This is a genomic window from Rhizobium sp. RU35A (genome assembly GCF_900156005.1).
GTDB lineage: Bacteria > Pseudomonadota > Alphaproteobacteria > Rhizobiales > Rhizobiaceae > Neorhizobium > Neorhizobium straminoryzae.
The window spans coordinates 159,602-180,369 of the sequence record NZ_FTMR01000001.1 but is presented as its reverse complement, the minus strand read 5'-3'; the positions used below and the strand labels follow the sequence as shown (position 1 = coordinate 180,369).

Genomic DNA, 20,768 nt, shown 5'->3' with positions numbered 1-20,768 from the left:
ATGGCGACGGGCGGGGAAGGATTTGACGCATGACTGTTCAGTCCATGACGGGCTTTGCCCGCCGCGAAGGCACCGCCGGCCGTCATCGCTGGGTCTGGGAACTGCGCTCGGTCAATGGCAAGGGCCTTGACCTGAGACTGAGGCTTCCCCCCGGCTTCGAGCCTCTGGAGGCCGAGGTGCGCCGGCTGACCGCGGCACGGCTCACGCGCGGCAATCTGCAGATGTCGCTGTCGATCACGGTGGCGGAAGCGCGCATCGAAGCGGTCCTCAATCGCGATGCGCTGAACGCAGTCATAGCGCTCCGTGACGAACTCGGGCCGCTTGTCGATCCTTCTCCGTTGAAGCTGGACAGCCTGCTTGGCATTCGCGGTCTCGTCGATATCCGCGAGGCCGAGGAAAGCGCCGAGGCTGCCTCCGAGCGCGATGCGGCCATCCTTTCCGGGCTGGAAGCCGCACTTGATGACCTGGTTGCCATGCGCACCGGGGAAGGCCAGGCGCTGGTCGCCGTTCTGTCGGAGCAGGTGCGCACCATCGAGCGGCTTGCAGCCGTGGTGGAACAGGATCCCTCCCGCTCGCCGGAGGAGATCGCCCGCCGGCTTGCCGCCCAGGTGGCGACGCTGATGGACGCTGCCGGCACGCTGGACCGCGACCGGCTCTATGGGGAAGTGGCGCTGCTCGCCACCAAGGCGGACCTGCGCGAGGAGATCGACCGGTTGAAGGCGCATGTGGCGGCCGCCGACGAACTGCTTGCCAGGGGCGGGCCGATCGGGCGCCGGCTTGACTTTCTTGCACAGGAATTTAATCGCGAGTCCAACACGATCTGTTCCAAATCCAATTCCGCTCAGGTAACGGCGGCTGGTATAGAACTGAAGGTCGTGATCGACCAGTTTCGCGAGCAGATCCAGAATTTGGAGTAGTGCATGAGCCCGGCGCCGTCCTCGCCTGCCGTCAAGATCGCCCGTCGTGGCCTGATGCTGGTTCTCTCCTCGCCGTCGGGCGCGGGAAAGTCCACCATCGCCCGCAACCTGCTCGACACGGATCGAAGCCTCGAAATTTCCGTCAGCGTCACCACGCGGGCGAAACGCGGCAGCGAGATTGCCGGCAAGCATTACCACTTCATCAGCGTCCAGCAGTTCGAGAAGATGCGTGACGCCGGTGATCTGCTGGAATGGGCGGAGGTGCATGGCAATTTCTACGGCACGCCGCGCGAGCCGGTGGAAAAGGCGATGGCGGAAGGCCGCGACATGCTGTTCGACATCGACTGGCAGGGTGCCCGCCAGCTGCAGGAAAAGATGAAGGCCGATGTCGTCTCCATCTTCGTTCTGCCGCCGACCATGACGGAACTGCAGTCTCGCCTGCATCGCCGCGCCGAGGACACCGAGGAGGTGATCCGCACGCGGCTTCTCAATTCCCGGGCCGAGATCGAGCACTGGCGCGAATATGATTACGTCATCGTCAATGATGACCTTGATGAAGCCTTTGGCCATGTGAGCTGCATCGTCAATGCCGAGCGCATTCGCCGCGATCGGCGCTATGGCCTGTTTGACTTCGTCGGATGCCTGCTGCAGGAAGAGCCTGATCTCTCCGGCCGCTGAGGCCGTTTTTCGACGGAACGACCCAGTGATGAACCGCAGCCCTGCGGTTCGCAGCTGGCCTTCACAGAAGGTTGGCGATCGTCACGAATTCCTCGACCGACAGCGTTTCGGCCCGCCTTGCCGGATCGATCCCGGCGCGCGTCAGGAGCGCCTCGCCGCCGAGCGGCTTCAGGCTCTGGCGCAGCATCTTGCGGCGCTGGCCGAAGGCGGCCTGCGTCACCCGCTCCAGCTTCTCCACATCGCAGGGCAGGGGCGTTTCGCGCGGCACGAGATGCACCACGCTGGAGGTCACCTTCGGCGGCGGCGTGAAGGCCTGCGGCGGCACGTCGAAGGCCATGCGCGCCTCGGTGCGCCAGCCGCACAGAACGCCAAGGCGGCCGTAATGATTGTCGTCTTCCTTCGCCACGATCCGCTGGCCGACTTCCTTCTGGAACATCAGCGTCAGCGACTGCCAGAAGGGCGGCCACTGGCGCGGCAGAAGCCAGTTCACCAGCAGCTGGGTGCCGACATTGTAGGGCAGATTGGCAATGATGCGGATCGGGCCTTCCGGGGCCAGCGCCTCGAAATCCGTCTTCAGCGCGTCGCCCTCGATGACCTCGAGGCGGCCGGGATAATAATCCGCCACCTCGGCCAAGGCCGGCAGGCAGCGGGAATCGCGTTCCACGGCGATCACCTTCTTCGCCCCGAGCGACAGAATGGCGCGCGTCAGGCCGCCGGGGCCGGGGCCGACCTCGAACACCGTGCAATCCTCCAGCGGACCGGCGGTGCGCGCGATCTTCTGGGTCAGGTTCAGGTCGAGCAGAAAGTTCTGGCCGAGCGCCTTGCGGGCATCGAGACCGTGGCGGTCGATCACCTCGCGCAGCGGCGGAAGTCCGTCAAGGGTCGCCATCAGGTGCGGTTTTCTTCTGTCTGTGATGCGAGTTTGGCAGCAAGCTTCAGGGCGGCGATCAGGCTTGCCTCGCGGGCAATACCCTTGCCGGCGAGCCCAAAGGCCGTGCCGTGATCGGGCGATGTGCGGATGAAGGGAAGGCCGAGCGTCACATTGACCGAATCGTCGAAACCCAGCGCCTTGGCCGGAATGAGCGCCTGATCGTGATACATGCACACGGCCACGTCATAGCGGCTGCGGGCCTCGTCGTGGAACATGGTGTCCGCGGGCAGCGGGCCGAAGGCGTTGATGCCGTCCTGGCGCAGGGTTGCAATCGCAGGCGCGATGAGGTCTCGGTCCTCGAGACCCATGGCACCATCCTCACCCGCATGCGGGTTAAGGCCTGCCACGGCGAGACGTGGCTGCGTCAGGCCGAAGCGCGTGCGCAGGTCACGATCGGCAATCCGGCAGGTGTCCAGGATCGCTTCGCGCGTCAGCGCAGCCGGAACGTCCTTCAGCGGAATATGGATCGTGACCGGAATGGCACGCAGTTTTGGCCCGGCCAGCATCATGACGGGTGTGCAGGCTTTTCCCGTTGCCCGCATGGCGAGGTCCGCAAGGAACTCCGTATGGCCGGGAAAACCGAAGCCCGCCTCGTAGAGCACGGATTTTGCGATGGGATTGGTCACGACGGCAGCGGCCTCGCCCTTGAAGCAGAGTGCAACGGCGGTTTCGATCGCGCTGATCGTGCTTCTGGCTGCGGCCACATGCGGTCGGCCGGCTTCGATCGGATGGCCGACAGGCACGTCCAGAACGGGAAGGGCGCGCGCAAAGATTTCCGCAGCAGAGGCAGCGTCGCTTTGCTCCAGGGCGACAGTCACGCCCAGAAGATTGGCCCGTGCCGCAAGCACCTGTCGGTCGCCCACATAGAGAAAGGGGCGCAGATTATGCGTCTCGCGCTGAAGCCAGGCGGCAAGTGCGATGTCGGGGCCTATGCCGGCCGGATCACCCTGCGTGAGGGCGAGGGGACGTGCCGTCAGGGCTGCCCCGCTCAAGGATAGACGATCTGTGCCTGCTGGCGCAGCTCCGCGAGATACTTGGCGTCGTTCGGATTTTCGCCACCCTTCTTCTGCTTGCCGATATCCTCGGCGCGGAAGACGATTTCGGCGGCGGTGTCGTCGGACACCTGGCGCTGGCTGCAGATGGCAAGGAATTCCACACCGCGCTCGGTCACGCGGGCGCCAGTTGTGCCATTCGCCGCCGGCTTTTCGATCAGCGGCCGCCATTCCTCCGGAAGTTCCGGCTTCATGACACGGCCGAGATCCCGAACGGAGACGTCGAGCATGGTCTTGGCAAAGTCCTTGGCCTTGTCGCAGCCCGGAAAATTGGGACGTGCCTTGTCCGCTTCCGCCTTGCGCTTGGCGAGAATCTCGTTGCGGCGGGATGCGGGTACGACGAAAATGACCTGTTGCAGGAAATATTCGGTGGTAACCGGCTTTTCCTTGTTTTCCTGCATGCGCTTGACCAATTCGTCGGGCGACATCTTGCCGCTCGAGCCATAGCGCGCGTTGACGAGACGCGGCCAGCTCATCTGAACGGCGATGAAGGCCTTGAAATGATCGACGCCGACGCCGGCCCGATCCAGAATCTGGGTCATCTGGGCGGCAGACAGCTTGTTGCCCTGCGCGAAACGCTCGAAGGCGCGATCGACATCCTCGGTGCTGACCGACATGCGAAGCCGCGCAATTTCCTCGCGCTTCAGCGCCTCGTCGATCAACTGATCCTTGGCCATCTTCTGCAGGTTGCCGGTCTGGCGCTGCAGCTTCAGAAAGGCGACGCGTCGTGCGACGTCGGTATTGATGATCGGCGTCTTGTTGACGACCACCACGACCTCGCTTGCCGCAAGCGCCACACGGGGCGCCGGATCCACGACGAAGGCCATAGCGAGTGCGGTAGCGGCGAGTGCTGCCCGGCGCAAGGCAATGCTGGCAAACATCATTCGTCCCTTCTTGGCGTGCGGCGGCCCCTTCGGGCCGCCGGCTCAGTCGATTTCAGTTCTCGGTGTGGATTGCATAAACCATGCGGCGAAACAATGACAAGCACAAGGGTGCCGACATTAGTTGGTCGTGTTGCCGGTCGAGCCGACCTTGACGTCGCCCAGCGTACGGAACGTCAGACGCGCCGTCACGGTCCAGTCGTTCGGGTCGGTATTGGCCGGCTGGTCGCTGTAAGCCACGGTGAAGACCGTGCACTCGTCCGCATAGCTCAGACCTACGCCGCGACGCACCACATCCTGCTTCTGGATGTCCCAGGTGGCCGACGTTGCGAAGGACCAGTTCTGGTTGATCTTCAGGTTGTTGGAGGCCTTCAGATATTCCGCTGTGGTTGCTACGCCGTATTCGGGCTGCGGCTGGATGTTGGTGTAGATCAGCGAACCGCTGACGCGCGGCAGGTTATAGCTGAAGGAGGCGTCCGCCCGACGCAGTTCGAGCGTCTTCTCGTCGAAACGGCCCTGCGTCGAAATGCTGTAGCCATGCGGCAGGTCGATTGCCGCCATGGTGACGAAATCCGAGACATTGGTCTCAAGACCCGATTCGGCACCGGCATTGACCAGGTCGGATGTGGCAAAGGAATTCAGACCGGCGAGCTGATAGGACTGTCCGAAGATGCCACGCAGTCCGATGCCGTTGTCGAAGTTGCCGGAATAGCGGATGCCGACATTGGCGCGCGTTCCGCCTTCGATGCGGTCATAGCCCGAGAACTTGTCGCGGTCGAACAAGGTGGTGGCGTCGAAGACGAAGCTCTGCGCATCCTCGTTCGGCAAGCCGCCGGCGTGCTGTTCGTCCGGACGCGCGAAAATCTGCGCGATAGGCTCGATCACATGCGTGGCATGATCGGTCGTGATCAGCACGGGATAACGGGCTTCCATGCCTGCGGTCAGCATGTAGCGCGTGGAGGCACCGGAACCGGAGAAGTCGCCGGCATAGGTGGAGGTGCCGAAGCTCGGCGCGGTCGAGGCGGTGCTGCGCAGCGCATCGCCGCGGGCCGCCAGGATCGGCGTTACAAGCAGGCCTTCGTCGGTCGTGAAGGTGCGCTTCCACTCCGCCTCGGCCGTCATGCGGCTGTAGCTGCCTTCCAGGCCGCGATAGCGGGCAAAGCCGCCTTCGGTATAGAAATCGTCCTTGCGGCGCGACATGTTGGTGATGTTGGCGTTGAACGACAGTTCGCCGCCCGCCACCGGCTCGGGCGCATAGTAGCTGTAGTCGATGACCGGATAGACGATCGCCTGCTGCTTTTCGGCGTTGCTGTTGTAATCAGCATCCTGCACGTCGAAGTAGTAGCTGTGCAGATCGAAATAGTTCCGCGTCCCGATGCCCGTCAGGTACAGGTCATTGGTGAAATTGGTCGTATTGAGATCGTTCAGCTTGTAGGTCTTGGAGAAGTTATTGTCCGACTGGAGCATCACGTTCCAGCCGAAGGTCCAGCGCGGATTGATCTTGAACTCCGCCTTGGATGCGATCATCTCGCGGCTATTGGCCCGGGCATCGCTGGTGCCGGCATTGAAGACGTTCGAACTCTGCTGGTCGATATAGGCAAATCGCAGCGTGTGATCGCCGGTCTCGAAACGGTTGCGGACCTCGCCCTGCAACAGCAGGCCCTGCTTGGTGTAATAGGTCGGGCTCAGCGTCGCATCCATGCTCGGCGAGATGACCTGATAATAGGGAACCGTCGTGCCGAAACCCAGCTTGTCGGTGAGGCTCGCACTCGGGAACAGGAAGCCGGACTTGCGTTCCACCGTTTCGTCGGGAACCGTGATGAAAGGCACATAGCCGATCGGCATGCCGAACAGCTCGAAGCGGGCATGTTCGAGGCGAATCGTGTGGTTCTTGCCGTCGCGGATGACGCGCTGCGCCTTGACCTGCCAGAGCGGCGCCTTGTCCGGCCGCTGCGCGCAGGGCAGGCAGGCCGTATAGACCCCGTTGTTCAGGATCATCTTCTCGTCGGGCAACTGCTCGGCGCTCTCGGCAGCCATGCGTGTGTTGTCGGTGGTCTCGACACGCAGCGAATTCACGAAGCCCTGACCGAAGTCGTCGGTCACATCCAGCGAATCGGCATAGACGCGGTTGCCGTCCGGTTCGATCAGTTCGATATTGCCGGTCGCCATCACGCGACCGGTCTTCTGGTCATATTCCACGCGCTGGGCCACCATGCGGTGGCGATTGTAATAGAGCTGCACGCCGCCGGTGGCGGTCACGTGCTGGCTGTCCTGGTTATAGACGAGTTCATTGGCCCGCAGGAGCATTTTCGCTCCATCGGCTTCCTGAGGCACGAGGCGAGACGCCTGTGCGTGAACGGGCGACGGGTTGACGACCAATACGCATGCAGCCGTGCTGGTGAGCAAGGCGGCAAGAAGCCGTCTGATGTTCCCGCGGTCATGTACCGCCACTAGCCATCCTCCTGATGAAGCAGGATTGTTGCGCCGATTGCCATCGCGACCACGACCGGAATCCAGACGGCCACGAAGGGGGGCACAACGCCACTGCTTCCGAATGCTTTTACAAGCACGGTTACCACATAAAGCACGAAGCCACAGACGATTCCACCCAGAATCACCGAACGCGATTGTGCCATTCGGCTGAAGCGGAGGGAAACCGTCGCAGCGATCAGGGTCATTGCCACCAGAAGCAGCGGCAAGGACAGGAGCGAATGAAATTGGGTCTCGAAGGGCTTGGTGGAGATGCCGAACGAGCGAACAACTTCGATTTTTCGTAAAATGTCAAAGAAAGCAACGTTCTCCGGCTTCGACAGCGATTCCTGCAGATAGGCCTTCCGAAGGTTCGTGCGCACCTTGACCTCCGGCAGGCGAGCCGGGGGCGCATCGGTGCGCGTTTCCAGAACATTGTTAAGCAGCCAGTAACCATCCTCCAAGGTCGCGGTCTGCGCATCCTGCCGAAGCGTGATCCGACCCTGTGGATCAAAGTGGACAATGACCACGTCGATCAGCTGCGTTCCGCCGTTTTCAAAGCCCTTGGCGCCGATGACGGTATCGTCCGTGTTGCTGATCTGGCGGATCCACGGCAGGAAATTGGAGGCGCGGCTGGCATTGCTGGCCTTGCGCCAGTCCGATTCCATGGTGGAAGAGAGGTTCTGTCCCCAGGCGGCCAGCGGATTGATCACGGTCACCGTGGCAAGGCCGATCAGGAAGGCGCCGGCGACGAAAGGCAGCACGAACTGCCAGACAGAAAGACCGGCGGCGCGCGTCACCACGAGTTCGGAGCGACGGTTGAGGGTGATCAGCGTGGTCATGCCGATGAACAGGGTCAGCGTCGGAACGGTCTGCTGCACGATCAGCGGCAGGCGCAGCGCGCTCATCAGCAGGCCGCCCGGCACGGTATAGCCGACGAAGCCGGACATGCGGCGGCTTGTCTCGCTGAAGTCGGCCAGGAAGATGATCCCGCAGACGCCCAGGAGGAACCAGAGGGCGGTGATCATGTAGCGCTTGAAGAAATACCAGCTCAGCGTCCGCGCGATCATGGCTGTCCGCCTCCCTTCGAGCCGGACGCCATCTGGCGCAGTCCGCTTTCGGCCTTGTTCATCCAGCGACCAGTGTGATTGGCAAGGAAGGATGGCAGGCGAAGGCCGCGGTTGGTCATCAGCATCACGACGCAGATCGCCCCGAAGGCGGCCGGAACCAGATAGACCAGCGGCACCATGGCAGCGTTCGTCTTGGTCAGATTCACGATATAGAAGCTCAGCCAGCGCAGTGCGAAGGCCAGAATGAGCGCCAGCACCATCGGATGCATGCGGGTGCGGCGGCTGGAGCGTACATTGCCGGCGACAACCAGGGAGATCAGGCCGAACACCACGGGCAGCATCCAGTCCGAGAGGCGGCGGTGCAGTTCTGAACGGAAGGCGCCCGGAGAGCTCAGGAAGGCCTTGTCGGTCGGGTCGGGCTTCAGCAGGAAGGCGAGGCTGCGATCGCTGGAAAACACCGCCTTGTCGCCCGTCGTCTCGTTCATGGAGGACAGGTCGAAGGCATAGGAGAGGAATTTCACGATGGAGATTCGGCCGTCCTTGGCTTTCCGGTGCACCTCGCCGTCACGCATTGTCAGCGTCGTGCCGCTCTCGTCGATCGAGCCTTCCCGCGCATAATAGATGAGTTCCATGTTCGGATCGCGGTAATCCACCAGGAACAGACCCTTCAGGATGCGGCCGGAATGGCGCTCCGAGATCTGCACATAGAGATTGTCCTCGATGCTGCGGAAGGTCTTTTCCTCGATCACCGAGGAGAGGAGATCCGCATAGGCTTCGGCCACCATGTCGCGCGCCTTGGTGCGCGAAGCCGGCTCGACGAAATTGGTGATCAGGAAAGAGAACGCCGCCATGCCGATCGCCAGCAGCATCACCGGGCGGTAGAGCACCGAGCGCGGCGCGCCCGCCGCATCGATCACCGCCAGCTCCGAATCGTTGTTCATCGCGTTCAGCGTCTGCGTCACGCCGATCACCACGGCAAACGGCAGCACCACCGGTATGATTGTCGGCAGGATGAAGGTCGCGAGCAGGACAAACGAGCCCATCGACTGGCCGGTATCGGTGACGAGATTGATCCGCCCGAGCACCTGGATGGTCCATATGATCGTCAGCACCGGAATGAGGGTGATGAAGAACATCTGGAACGCTCGCCGAAAAATGTAGAGTTCGAGAAGCTTCATTCGGGTCCGGTCGGTAATGGCCTGGTGATGGCTGGTTCGCGGGTTCTAAGCAATTCGGTGCGCCATGGCGACAGCGGTCCTGTCACAAAACTGTTTGCTACCGGTGTTTTTTTTGTGTCTGTGTCATTTCGAAATAGCTGGCGACACCCGCATAGACGACGGCTGACGACAGGAAGCCAAGGATGACATCCGACAGATAGTGGCCGCCGAAGGACAGGCGAAGGCTGGCCGGAACGAGGCAGAGCAGCAGAAGCGGCGGCCCCACGACCGGTCGCAGGCGGGCCGGAAGCAGCACCACGAGACAGACGAGCCAGCCGGCGCTGGCCGCTTCCCCGGAAATGAACGAGCAGTTGTTGACGCAGCTGCCATGGAAGGTGCCTGCCGCGGTGAAAAACTCCGTGCCGCCGAAGAGATCCGTATTGTAGGGCCGCGAGCGACCGGAGATCGTCTTGAGAATCAGGTTTACCAGCACATAGGGACCGAGAAGGAAGGCTGTGAGCGCGATCGAGTAGCGCCGGGTCTTGCCCGCATCATAGGTCGCGCCGTGGTGCTGCAGGTTTTCAAGCAGCAACATCAGGATCACGATCGCGACCACGACGGGCAGGTAGAAGAAGAACTTGCGCAGCGCGATCAGGATCCCTTCGCTGGAATAGGCGAAGCTGCCGCAGATGCGGCCCGCGACCGTGTTCGCGCCGCAATCGATCGGATGGAAGAAGCTCTGCGCCACGGCGATGTCTATGCCCGGAAACAGGTAGAAGACGGCGAGAAGAACCCACCAGGCACAAAACAGCGTGACGAACCAAGCCTGCGGCCGCCGGAAACTTTGCCGAAGCCGCGGTCCGGAAAACAGGTTGGATGACTGGAACGCGTCTGCCAAAGTGTTTATTCCTTCCCCTATGATCGTTCCGAGCCTGGTAGCGGTTACGCAGATCGCATGACAACATTAAGACGTCGCCTTGCCAATGCCTGTCCGCTCTCTTGTCCTCGGCGGCCCATCCTCCCAGATTGGCCGTGAAGTCTTACATCATCCTCTGCCTCCGGAGAAGAAATGTCCGTTCAGTATACAATTCGTTTCGCACAGTTCGCAACCGTCAGTAGCGGTCTCGCCATCGGCCTGAAAGTGTCCGGTGATCATGCCGTGGCCGGGGCGGAATTTGCAGATCCTGCGCAGGTGCTCGGCCGTGCGGGCGAGGTTGCCGGCTTCTCCGCCAAGTCGATGAGCGTGCTCGATGTCCTGGCGCCACATCAGTCGCCGTTCGACCGGCTGGTGGTGCTGGGGCTTGGAAAGCCGGCGGACATCAGCGCCTATGACTGGCTGCGGGCCGGCGGCAAGGCGTCGAGCATGATCAAGCGTGCCGAGACGGTCACCATTTTCCTTGATGCGCCGGGCCTTGAGGTGGATGCAACCAAGGCTGTGGATTTCGCCACCGGCCTGCTGCTGCGTGCCTACAGCTTCGACAGCTTCAAGACGAAGAAGGCCGATGACGAGGACAAGAGCGCCAAGGCGGTCGAGATCACCATCGTCACCGCCCATCACGAGGCCGCAGCCGCGGGCTTCGGCTTTGCAGAGGCAGTGGCCGGCGGTGTCAACCTGGCCCGCGAGTTGGTGAACCTGCCGCCGAACGTTCTCGGCCCGATCGAATTCGCCGAGCGTGCAAGCGCGCTTCAGGCACTCGGCGTCGAGGTGGAGATCCTGACGGAAACCGAGATGCGCGCGCTCGGCATGGGCGCGCTGCTCGGCGTGGCGCAGGGTTCGGCCCGTCCGCCGCGCATGGCGATCATGCAGTGGAAGGGCGGCAAGACGGACGAGGCGCCGCTCGCCTTCATCGGCAAGGGCGTTGTTTTCGATACCGGCGGCATTTCGATCAAGCCGGCCGCCAACATGGAAGACATGAAGGGCGACATGGGCGGGGCTGCCGCCGTGACCGGCCTCATGCACACGCTGGCCGCCCGCAAGGCGAAGGTGAATGCCGTCGGCATCATCGGGCTTGTGGAAAACATGCCGGATGGCAATGCCCAGCGCCCCGGCGATATCGTCACCTCCATGTCCGGCCAGACGATCGAGATCATCAATACCGATGCGGAAGGCCGTCTCGTGCTGGCCGATGCGCTCTGGTATGCCAAGGAGCGCTTCAAGCCGCGCTTCATGATCAACCTCGCCACGCTGACGGGGGCAATCCTGGTGGCGCTCGGCAACCTGCATGCCGGCCTGTTCTCCAACGATGACGAACTCGCGGCCAGCCTGCTTGCCGCCGGCGAGACGAGCGGGGAAAAGCTTTGGCGCATGCCGCTCGGCAAGGATTACGACAAGATCATCGATTCCCGCTTCGCCGACATGAAGAACAGCGGCGGGCGCTATGCCGGCTCGATCACGGCGGCGCAGTTCCTCAAGCGCTTCGTCGGTGACACGCCCTGGGCGCATCTCGATGTGGCCGGCACGGCCATGGGCTCGCCCGCCAGCGAGATCAACCAGTCCTGGGGCTCGGGCTATGGCGTGCGCCTGCTCGACCAGCTGGTGCGCGACCGCTACGAGGCGTGAACGGCACCATGACCGAGGTCCTCTTCTACCATCTGACCGAATCGAAGCTGGAGGATGCGCTGCCCGCGCTCCTCGAAAAAAGCGTCGAGCGCGGCTGGCGCGTCGTGCTCCAGACGGTGGAAGAGGCCCGGCGCGACCGGCTTGACCAGCATTTGTGGACGTTTCGGGAAGACAGCTTCCTGCCGCACGGGACCGATACCGGCGTTCTTGCCGCAGAACAGCCTGTGCTGCTGACGGTGAAGGACCACAATCCGAACGGGGCGAGCGTCCGCTTTCTGGTGGATGGCGCCGATCCCGGCGATCTCTCGTCCTATGAACGTGTCGTCTTCATGTTCGACGGTCATGATGCCGCCCAGCTGGAGGGCGCGCGGAGCCACTGGAAGCGCCTGAAGGGGGAGGGCCACCGCCTGACCTACTGGCAGCAGTCGGATGACGGGCGCTGGATCAAGAAGGCGTGAGCGGGGATGGGGATTGTCGAGCCGCTGATGACGGTGCGTGACGGCCCCTTGTGCGCCGCAGCACGGCTTGCTAGCTGATGGCATCCCACAGAAACAGGAGCCTGGAAGCCATGACTGCCAATACCCGCAAGGCCGATCATCCCGTCGCCGAGGTCTTCACCGGCCGCTGGTCGCCGCGTGCCTTCACCGATGCCACGATCTCGGAGCAGGAACTGCTCGGTCTTCTGGAAGCTGCCCGCTGGGCGCCGTCCGCCTTCAACGCCCAGCCCTGGCGCTTCATCTATGCGCTGCGTGGTGATGCCGTCTGGCAGCCGATCCTCGGCGCACTGCTGCCCTTCAACCAGAGCTGGGCCGAAAAGGCATCCGCCCTCGTCATCGTTGCCTCGGCCACCCGCTTCACCGCACCCGGCAAGACCGAGCCGAGCGACAACGGCAGCCATACCTTCGATGCCGGCACGGCCTGGGGTTATCTTGCGCTGCAGGCCCACATGGCCGGCTGGGCCTCGCATGCCATGGCGGGTTTCGACAAGCAGGCCATGGCGAAGGCCGTGAACCTGCCGGAAGGCCACGTGCTGCACGCGGCTGTTGCGATCGGCAAGCAGGGCGATGCCTCTCTGCTGCCGGAAGCCCTGCAGGCCCGCGAAGTGGCAAGCCCGCGCCTGCCGCTGTCCGAAACCGTCGTGCACGGCGTCTTCAAGGACTGAGCCGAGTCACGATCGACGGGCATGAACCGGAGGACCGGTCTTCCACGGGGAGGGCCGGTCTTTTTTTGTCCGCTGCGGTTCAGGCCTATGCCGGGAGCCGGCGGCATAGAGCATTTCCGGTGAAAACCAGATCACCGGAAATGCTCTCTCTCTTTGTTTTCACGCAGTCCGAGCCAAAACCGCTGACGCACTTTTGGCTCGGACGTGCTCTCGCATCGCCCCGATCGAGTGACATCTGGCTCCGGCCTCCGGTTTCCCGATTGATGAACAACGGCGATGAAGGCTATCGGCCGGCTTGCGCTAATCGCACAGGCGGGGGCGACTTATATCCGGTGTGGAAATTGTCCCGCAAACCGGAGTGTCTCCCGATGCACGAACCTCGCGAACTTACCCCCGTCCCGGCCGGTGCCGAACCGCTCACCATGGCGCGCCGCGATCTTCTGAAGATCACCGGCGTCGGTCTTGCCGCCGCCGGTGCCGCAAGCCTTGCCACGACCGCGACCGCGCAGGCCCAGTCCACGGCCGCAGACTGGGACAAGGTGTTCCCGAAGAGCGACAAGGTCGATCACCAGAAGGTCAGCTTCAGGAATCGCTACGGCATCACGCTGTCGGGTGATCTCTATCTGCCGAAGAATCGCGCCGGCCAGGCGCTGGCGGCAATCGTTGTCGGAGGTCCCTTCGGTGCCGTCAAGGAGCAGTCCTCCGGCCTCTATGCCCAGATCATGGCGGAGCGCGGCTTTGCGACGCTGGCCTTCGACGGCTCCTTCACCGGCGAAAGCGGCGGCGAGCCGCGCAACATTGCCTCGCCCGACATCAATACCGAGGATTTCAGCGCTGCCGTGGACTATCTCGGCCTGCGCCCCGAGGTCGACCGCGAGCGGATCGGCATGATCGGCGTTTGCGGTTGGGGTGGTTTCGCGCTGAATGCGGTTGCCGTCGACAAGCGCGTGAAGGCCGTCGTCGCCAGCACGATGTATGACATGACGCGCGTGATGTCGAAGGGCTACAATGACAGCGTGACACTCGAACAGCGCACGCAGACGCTGGATCGGCTGAGCCGTCAGCGCTGGGTCGACGTGGCGAGCGGCAACACCGTCTACCAGCAGCCCTACAATGTACTGAAGGGCGGCGAACCACAATTCCTGGTCGATTACCACGATTACTACATGACGCCGCGTGGCTATCACAAGCGGGCCGTCAATTCCGGCAACGCCTGGTCGCAGACGACGCCGCTGTCCTTCATGAACATGCCGATCCTCACCTATATCGCGGAAATCTCGCCGCGTCCGGTGCTGTTCGTGCACGGGGAAAAGGCCCATTCCCGCTATTTCGCGGAAACCGCCTTTGCGGCTGCGGCCGAGCCGAAGGAACTGATGATCATTCCCGGCGCAAGCCATGTGGATCTCTATGATCAGGTCGACAAGATCCCGTTCGACAAGCTCGAATCCTTCTTCGGCCAGCACCTCAGCGCCTGACGCCCGCGCCTGTCGAAAGACAGAAAGGCCGCCCCGGGGCAGAGCGCTGCATCCCCGGGGCGGCCTTCCTGTGGCTGATGCCTTTCCTGCCGGTGAGAACGACCACCGGCCGATAGGCGTGGATCATGCGTGGCGGCGCATATCGCTGCGGGAGACTGCCGGAACGGTCGCGCGGCTTTTGGCGCGGCCGGCTGCCGGCGGTGTGTCGGAAGACAGCGTAAAGCGGTCGATGAGGCGGGAAAGCTGAAGTGCATCATCGGCCAGCCGGTTGGTGCTTGCCGTGGTTTCCTCCACCATCGCGGCATTGCGCTGGGTCACCTGATCCATCTGTCCGACGGCGGAATTGATTTCCTGCAGGCGGCCGGATTGCTGGTTGGAGGTGGCGGCGATTTCGTGCACCTCGCCATTGATGCTGTCGACATGGCCGCGGATCTGGGCGAGCGCGTCGCCCGTGGCGGTTACGAGCTTCACGCCCGAGGCCACTTCATTGCCGGACTTGGTAATGAGGGCCTTGATGTCCTTGGCCGCACCTGCCGAGCGCTGGGCAAGTTCGCGGACTTCCTGCGCCACGACGGCAAAACCCTTGCCGGCTTCCCCGGCGCGCGCGGCTTCCACGCCGGCATTGAGTGCCAGCAGGTTCGTCTGGAAGGCTATCTCGTCGATCACGTTGATGATCTGGCCGATTTGTCCGGAGGCCTGCTCGATCCGCTCCATGGCGGCAATCGCATCGCCCACCACCACGCTGGAAGCCTCGGTGCTGCGGCGTGCCTCATCCACCTTGCGGGTTGCTTCCCGGGCGCGGTCGGTCGCCTGGCGGACCGAGACGGTGATTTCCTCAAGCGCCGAGGAGGTTTCTTCCAAGGCGGCGGCCTGCTGCTCCGTGCGACGGGCGAGGTCATCCGAGGCGTGGCGCAGCTCGCCGGAGCCGGAATTGATCTGGTCGATCGACTGGCGTACCTCGGTCACGATCGAGCGCAGCGTATCCACGGTGGTGTTCACATTGTGCTGGAGTTCGGCGAAGGCGCCGGTGAAGCTGCCGCGCATGCCGTCGGTGAGATCGCCCTCGGCCAGACGCCCCATCACGCGGCGTGTTTCGGCAAGACCGGCATCGATCGATTCGACCAGTTCGTTCATCGAGGCGGCAAAGGCGTTGAGATCGGCAAACTCGAAATCGCGGTTCATGCGGATGCTGAAGTCGCCCTCGACGGCCGCCGAGACGATCTGGCCCACGGCGGTGCGCAGGTCATGGCACTTCTCGTTGAAATGCTGTTCCTCTGCGCCAAGCGCCTGCACGCGAATACCGTTGTCCTTGAAGACGCCGACGGCCTTGGCCATCTGGCCGATCTCGTTGCGTCGTTCGAGATAGGGAATGGCAACCGCAAAATCACCCGCCGCCAGCCGGCGCATGATCGCCGTCATGCGGTCGATGGGGCGCGAGACATCACGGGACACGAAGATCATCGCACCGATGCCGGCAAGTGCACCGATCGAGAGGAGGATGGCGTTCTTGATGAGCGATGCCGTGAATTCGCTGGCACTCTCGGCATACATGTCTTCTGCAGCCTTCACATTGGCATCGCGGAAGGCATCGGCATAATCGTCCATGCGCTCGTAGCTCTTGACCATCTCACCGGTCAGCAGGGCGGAGGCCTTCTGCTTTTCGCCGGCGCGCGAAAGGGCAAGCAGCTGTTCGTGCAGGCGCAGATATTCGGCTGCGGCCTGCTTGAATCCGTCGAAGGCGCGACGCTCTTCCGCCAGCGATATCATCGGCTCGTAGGTCGCCATGCGATCCTTCAGTTTCTTGACCTCGCGCGCCAGCACCGCTTCGGCCTCTTCCAGCGCCTTTGGCTCGGTGGTCAGGATATGGCGTGTCTGCAGGCCGCGCAGATTGGCGATCGAGATGTTCAGGCGGTTCGTGATGTCGACCGCCGGTACGGCATCGTTGGCAAGCCCGTCGACATTGGTGAAGATGCCGCGCATGGAGGACAGCGCAACACCTCCCTGCAGCAGAAGCAGCAGAAGAAGAAGGGCGAAGGCAGATGTCAGGGATGTCTTCAGGGACAGAGCACGAAGCATTGCATGGGTCCAGAACAGGGGCGTGCCGTCATCATGGCGGCAGGTGCCGGAAACCGGAGGGACAGGGCCATCATCGGCCATATCCATGATGGCAGACACGCGTCATCCGTCACGGCGCGCGGCGCCGCGGGGCGGACACTGCGCGGAGCGCATGTCGGGCAGGATGGCAAGCCTGTCATTCCATCCCGCAGGATGGAGGCTCATGACCCGCTTGCCGTGTATAAAACGGAGAATGCGAGCGATGATGTTCAAGCTTTACTTAAGATTGTGCTAATTGACATCGTTTCGCATATGCGGCAACGAAGTTTTATCGATTTCGCCCTAAGAATTGAGGGGTAAACGGATCTCGGCTTCTGCCAAGATCCGGCGCGAAAGCGGAAGACGCGCCTTGTCACTCCAAAAGACGGGCGATGCAAGGCAGGATCAGCCTGCCATCGCCGCTTCATATTCGGCGGAAAGTTCCAGCCACTGTTCCTCGCAATCCGAAAGCTTCTGCGCGGCATCGCTGCGTTGCTTGGCCTTTTCTGCGGCCTTTGCCGGCGATTTCTCGTAGAGAGCCGGATCGGCCAGATCCTTGTCCAGCGCCTGGATCAGCTTCTCCAGCTTGGCGGTCATGGCTTCGAGATCGGTGATCTTCTTCTTCAGCGGCGCAAGCGAGGCGCGCTTTTCGGCATTGGCCTTGCGCTGGTCGGATTTCGAAACCGGCTCTTCGGCACCGGCCTGCGGCTTGTCGTCCTTGCGGCGCGAGGAGGCGACGATGATCGAGCGGTAATCCTCGAGATCGCCGTCGAAGGGGGCGACGGTGCCGTCATTGACCAGCCACAGGCGGTCGACGGTCGCTTCGATCAGATGGCGGTCGTGGCTGATCAGGATGACGGCGCCGTTGTAATCGTTCAGCGCCTCGATCAGCGCGCGGCGGCTGTCGATGTCGAGATGGTTGGTCGGCTCGTCGAGGATCAGAAGATTCGGCGCGTGGAATGCGGCAAGGCCCATCAGCAGGCGCGCCTTCTCGCCACCGGAAAGATCCTTGGCGGCCGTATCCATCTTTTCGGTGGCAAGTCCCATCTGGGCAACGCGGGCCCGCACCTTCGCCTCCGGCTGGTCCGGCATCAGGCGGCGCACATGGTCGGCGGCGGACTGATCGGGGATCAGGTCGTCCAGCTGGTGCTGTGCAAAGAAGCCGATCTTCAGGTTGGGCGCCACCTTCAGGTTGCCGGCTTCGGCATCCAGCCTGCCGGAGATGAATTTTGCGAAGGTGGACTTGCCGTTGCCGTTCGAGCCCAGCAGCGCGATGCGGTCGTCATTGTCGATCCGAAGCGTGATGTTCTTCAGGATCGGCTTGCCCGGCGCATAGCCGACGGCACCCTTGTCGATGGCGATGATCGGCGAGGCGGGCTGCCGGTCCGGTTCCGGAAAGGTGATCGGGTGGACGTGATCCTCGATGACCGCCGACACGGTGCCCATGCGTTCCAGCGCCTTGATGCGGCTCTGCGCCTGGCGGGCCTTGGAGGCCTTGTAGCGGAAACGGTCGATATAGCTCTGGATATGCTTGCGGGCGGCGTCGCTCTTGGCCTTCGCCTTCATCTGCAACTCGTCGGCTTCCGCCTTCTGCCGCTCGAAACTGTCATAGCCGCCGCGATAGAAGGTGAGCTTCTTCTGGTCGAGATGCACGATGGCGTTGACGGCATTGTTCAGCAGGTCGCGGTCATGGCTGATGATGACGACGGTGTGCGGATAGCGCCGGATATAATCTTCCAGCCACAGCGTGCCTTCCAGGTCGAGATAGTTGGTGGGCTCGTCGAGCAGCAGCAGGTCCGGTTCGGAAAACAGCACAGCGGCAAGAGCGACGCGCATGCGCCATCCGCCGGAGAAGGAGGAGGCGGGGCGGCGCTGCGCCTCCGCGTTGAAGCCGAGGCCGGCGAGAATGCTTGCGGCGCGCGCTTCGGCCGAATGGGCGTCGATATCGACGAGCCGTGTCTGGATTTCGGCAATGCGGTTGGGATCGGTCGCCGTCTCGGCCTCGGCAAGAAGCGCGGTGCGCTCCTTGTCGGCGGCAAGCACGATCTCGATCAGCGCATCCTCGGTGCCCGGCGCCTCCTGCGCCACCTGGCCGATGCGCGCATTCCTGGGCAGTGCGACCGATCCGCTTTCGGCGGCGAGATCCCCGGTAATGACGCGGAAGAGCGTGGATTTTCCCGCGCCATTGCGCCCCACGAGGCCAGCCTTGGTGCCGGTCGGCAGGCTGACGCTCGCATGGTCCAGAAGAAGGCGGCCCGCGACGCGCGCGGAAAGGTCGGTAATCGTGATCATGCGCCGGGTTTTGGCCGAAGTTTTTCAGCGATGCAAGAGAGGCGACCCGTCGCGACCACGCTATTGCCAGCGCTTGCCGTCTGCGAGCACGAAATAGACGAGATCGATCGCGATACTGGGCTTGCCGAGACTGGTCAGGATCGTATGCACCTGGCCGCGATGATGGGTCTGATGGTTGAAGACATGCGCCAGGATCGGTCCGAGCCGCAGCTCGACCTTGGTCGGCGTGCTGATCGGCGTATAGGAAATGATGCGGGAAAGCTCCGCCTCCTGCAGGCCGTTCAGCCAGTCGATGATGCGCCGGTCCTCCGCCTCGCGTGCGGCGCGCAGTTCGGCGAAGTCCTCGAAGAGAACGGCGTCGAGCGAGGTTGGCGCCTCGCCTTCTCCGGTGAAGCGCTTCAGCCAGATGCGGTCGGCCGCTAGCAGGTGATTCAGCGTGCGCTCGGCCGAGCCGAAGAAGGCGCCCATGTCGGCGCGGTAATCCTCGCCGCTCAGCGTGGCGCAGGCCTCGTAGACCCGCTCATTGGCCCAGCGGTTGTAATCGGCGAACATCTGGAAGTGGCGAAGCATGCAGGTCTCCTTTTTGATTGGGGCGGGACGCTAACCGAAAAATGCTGCACTGCGTGTGATGCGACCGATGAAATTTCCTGATTTGATCGAGGCTGCCGTCCTGTTCCACCATGGAGCGCGACGATGGGGTCGATAAGGCCGCCAAAAGGGCGGCAGGGGAGCCGGGAGAGCATGACCAGAATTCTCTATTCGCTGTGTGGTCGCGACGAGAGCCGGCCGTTTTCGCCGCATTGCTGGAAGGTGTCGCTGGCGCTCGCCCACAAGGGGCTGGACTTCATCGAGAAGCCGGTGGCCTTCACCGAGATCCCCAAGGTGGAGGGCGGTTTTTCCAGGACCGTGCCGATTCTGAAGGACGGTGACAGACTGGTCCGCGACAGTTTCGACATCGCCCTCTATCTCGAGGACACCTATCCCGATCGCCCGACCCTGTTCGGCGGCGAGGGCGGCAAGGCGCTGTCGCGGCTGGTCGAAGGCTTTTCCCAGACGCTGATCCACCCGGTGCTGACGAAGATTGCCGTGAAGGACATTCACGACATGCTGGCGGAACCGGATCAGGTCTATTTTCGCGAAAGCCGCGAGGCGAGGCTCGGCCAGACGCTGGAGGCCTTCAGTGCTGCGCGTGAGGCGGCGCTGGCCGATCTTTCGCTGCGTCTGGAGCCCGTGCGTCACACGCTGAAGCTTCAGCCATTCATCGGCGGTGCTACCCCGCTGTTTGCCGACTACATCCTGTTCGGCGCGCTGCAATGGGCGCGGGTCACGACGGGGCTTGCCCTTCTGCCGGACGAGGATCCGGTGGCACTCTGGTTCGGGCGCTGCCTCGATCTTCATGGCGGAATGGGCCGGGCGGTGGCCTGAAGCGCGGGGCCGCCGGGCTTTGTGACGCAGGCGTGAAATTCGCATCTCCCCCTTGTCTTCGTGATTCGGGGCGGCTAAACACCGCCCACTTATCCCTGAAGAACAAGGATTTTCCGAAATGGCGATCGAACGCACTTTCTCCATGATCAAGCCCGACGCAACGAAGCGCAACCTGACCGGTGCCATCACCAAGGTCTTCGAAGAGAATGGCCTGCGCGTCATCGCTTCCAAGCGCGTCTGGATGAGCAAGCGCGAAGCCGAAGGCTTCTACGCCGTTCACAAGGAACGTCCGTTCTTCGGCGAACTGGTTGAAGGCATGACCTCCGGCCCGACCGTCGTTCAGGTTCTCGAAGGCGAAAACGCCATCCTGAAGAACCGCGAGATCATGGGCGCCACCAACCCGGCCAACGCCGCCGAAGGCACCATCCGCAAGACCTTTGCGCTCTCCATCGGCGAAAACTCGGTTCACGGCTCGGATGCTCCGGAAACCGCTGCCCAGGAAATCGCCTACTGGTTCTCCGAAACCGAAATCGTCGGCTGATCAGGCCCTGCTGCCGGTGTGACGGCAGATGACATTGCGAGGCCGCCTGCGACGGGATCGTCCG

At 62.9% G+C, this 20,768-nt stretch carries 19 protein-coding genes; 9 read left to right on the top strand and 10 right to left on the bottom strand.

What is annotated here, in order from left to right:
• Nucleotides 1–29: 29 nt before the first annotated feature.
• The gene (locus F3H95_RS01040) at nucleotides 30–917 is read left to right on the top strand and encodes a YicC/YloC family endoribonuclease (RefSeq protein WP_149744632.1); all 888 of its coding nucleotides are present in this window, start codon (nucleotides 30–32) and stop codon (nucleotides 915–917) included.
• Nucleotides 918–920: 3 nt separating this feature from the next.
• Complete coding sequence (gene gmk, locus F3H95_RS01035) at nucleotides 921–1,595, top strand: guanylate kinase (protein WP_149744631.1); 675 nt, start codon at nucleotides 921–923, stop codon at nucleotides 1,593–1,595.
• A 61-nt stretch (nucleotides 1,596–1,656) separates the two neighbouring features.
• Here the strand turns inward: gmk and rsmA are convergent, their stop codons facing one another.
• The 7 genes from rsmA to F3H95_RS01000 form a co-directional block, all read right to left on the bottom strand.
• Nucleotides 1,657–2,484: a 16S rRNA (adenine(1518)-N(6)/adenine(1519)-N(6))-dimethyltransferase RsmA gene (gene rsmA, locus F3H95_RS01030; protein ID WP_149744630.1), complete on the bottom strand. Its 828-nt coding sequence runs from the start codon at nucleotides 2,482–2,484 to the stop codon at nucleotides 1,657–1,659.
• Complete coding sequence (gene pdxA / locus F3H95_RS01025) at nucleotides 2,484–3,518, bottom strand: 4-hydroxythreonine-4-phosphate dehydrogenase PdxA (protein WP_244617839.1); 1,035 nt, start codon at nucleotides 3,516–3,518, stop codon at nucleotides 2,484–2,486. The genes rsmA and pdxA overlap by 1 nt, the downstream gene beginning before the upstream one ends.
• Nucleotides 3,515–4,405 carry a SurA N-terminal domain-containing protein gene (locus F3H95_RS27400; RefSeq protein ID WP_244617868.1) on the bottom strand — a complete coding sequence of 297 codons (891 nt, stop codon included), beginning with the start codon at nucleotides 4,403–4,405 and terminating at the stop codon, nucleotides 3,515–3,517. The genes pdxA and F3H95_RS27400 overlap by 4 nt, the downstream gene beginning before the upstream one ends.
• A 174-nt stretch (nucleotides 4,406–4,579) precedes the next feature.
• A complete protein-coding gene (locus F3H95_RS01015) occupies nucleotides 4,580–6,766 on the bottom strand; it encodes an LPS-assembly protein LptD (RefSeq protein WP_185969836.1) in 2,187 nt (728 codons plus the stop codon).
• A 143-nt stretch (nucleotides 6,767–6,909) separates the two neighbouring features.
• On the bottom strand, nucleotides 6,910–7,998 hold the full coding sequence (lptG, locus tag F3H95_RS01010) for an LPS export ABC transporter permease LptG (RefSeq protein WP_143125574.1): 1,089 nt from the start codon (nucleotides 7,996–7,998) through the stop codon (nucleotides 6,910–6,912).
• On the bottom strand, nucleotides 7,995–9,176 hold the full coding sequence (locus F3H95_RS01005; protein WP_143125573.1) for an LptF/LptG family permease: 1,182 nt from the start codon (nucleotides 9,174–9,176) through the stop codon (nucleotides 7,995–7,997). The genes lptG and F3H95_RS01005 overlap by 4 nt, the downstream gene beginning before the upstream one ends.
• A 97-nt stretch (nucleotides 9,177–9,273) precedes the next feature.
• Nucleotides 9,274–10,053 (bottom strand): phosphatase PAP2 family protein, encoded by a 780-nt coding sequence (locus F3H95_RS01000; protein WP_244617838.1) that lies wholly within the window; start codon nucleotides 10,051–10,053, stop codon nucleotides 9,274–9,276.
• A gap of 171 nt (nucleotides 10,054–10,224) precedes the next feature.
• Here F3H95_RS01000 and F3H95_RS00995 point away from each other — a divergent pair, with 171 nt between their 5' ends.
• The 4 genes from F3H95_RS00995 to F3H95_RS00980 all read left to right on the top strand — a co-directional run bounded on the left by F3H95_RS00995 (nucleotide 10,225) and on the right by F3H95_RS00980 (nucleotide 14,352).
• On the top strand, nucleotides 10,225–11,715 hold the full coding sequence (locus F3H95_RS00995) for a leucyl aminopeptidase (RefSeq protein WP_143125572.1): 1,491 nt from the start codon (nucleotides 10,225–10,227) through the stop codon (nucleotides 11,713–11,715).
• Between the two features lie 8 nt (nucleotides 11,716–11,723).
• A complete protein-coding gene (locus F3H95_RS00990; protein WP_143125571.1) occupies nucleotides 11,724–12,173 on the top strand; it encodes a DNA polymerase III subunit chi in 450 nt (149 codons plus the stop codon).
• Between the two features lie 110 nt (nucleotides 12,174–12,283).
• A complete protein-coding gene (locus F3H95_RS00985) occupies nucleotides 12,284–12,877 on the top strand; it encodes a nitroreductase family protein (protein WP_143125570.1) in 594 nt (197 codons plus the stop codon).
• Nucleotides 12,878–13,245: 368 nt separating this feature from the next.
• On the top strand, nucleotides 13,246–14,352 hold the full coding sequence (locus tag F3H95_RS00980; RefSeq protein ID WP_185969835.1) for an alpha/beta hydrolase: 1,107 nt from the start codon (nucleotides 13,246–13,248) through the stop codon (nucleotides 14,350–14,352).
• Between the two features lie 123 nt (nucleotides 14,353–14,475).
• Here the strand turns inward: F3H95_RS00980 and F3H95_RS00975 are convergent, their stop codons facing one another.
• Nucleotides 14,476–16,428 (bottom strand): methyl-accepting chemotaxis protein, encoded by a 1,953-nt coding sequence (locus F3H95_RS00975; protein ID WP_149744627.1) that lies wholly within the window; start codon nucleotides 16,426–16,428, stop codon nucleotides 14,476–14,478.
• Between the two features lie 3 nt (nucleotides 16,429–16,431).
• On the opposite strand from F3H95_RS00975, the gene F3H95_RS00970 reads away from it, so the two are divergent.
• Nucleotides 16,432–16,767, top strand: coding sequence for a hypothetical protein (locus F3H95_RS00970; protein WP_149744626.1), 336 nt, complete (start codon nucleotides 16,432–16,434; stop codon nucleotides 16,765–16,767).
• Nucleotides 16,768–16,851: 84 nt separating this feature from the next.
• Here F3H95_RS00970 and F3H95_RS00965 read toward each other — a convergent pair whose 3' ends face one another.
• Both F3H95_RS00965 and F3H95_RS00960 read right to left on the bottom strand, forming a co-directional pair.
• Nucleotides 16,852–18,738, bottom strand: coding sequence for an ABC-F family ATP-binding cassette domain-containing protein (locus tag F3H95_RS00965; RefSeq protein WP_149744625.1), 1,887 nt, complete (start codon nucleotides 18,736–18,738; stop codon nucleotides 16,852–16,854).
• Between the two features lie 60 nt (nucleotides 18,739–18,798).
• The gene (locus F3H95_RS00960) at nucleotides 18,799–19,308 is read right to left on the bottom strand and encodes a DinB family protein (protein ID WP_149744624.1); all 510 of its coding nucleotides are present in this window, start codon (nucleotides 19,306–19,308) and stop codon (nucleotides 18,799–18,801) included.
• Nucleotides 19,309–19,479: 171 nt separating this feature from the next.
• On the opposite strand from F3H95_RS00960, the gene F3H95_RS00955 reads away from it, so the two are divergent.
• On the top strand, nucleotides 19,480–20,163 hold the full coding sequence (locus tag F3H95_RS00955; RefSeq protein ID WP_149744623.1) for a glutathione S-transferase family protein: 684 nt from the start codon (nucleotides 19,480–19,482) through the stop codon (nucleotides 20,161–20,163).
• Between the two features lie 118 nt (nucleotides 20,164–20,281).
• A complete protein-coding gene (gene ndk / locus F3H95_RS00950) occupies nucleotides 20,282–20,704 on the top strand; it encodes a nucleoside-diphosphate kinase (RefSeq protein WP_143125566.1) in 423 nt (140 codons plus the stop codon).
• Nucleotides 20,705–20,768: the final 64 nt, after the last annotated feature.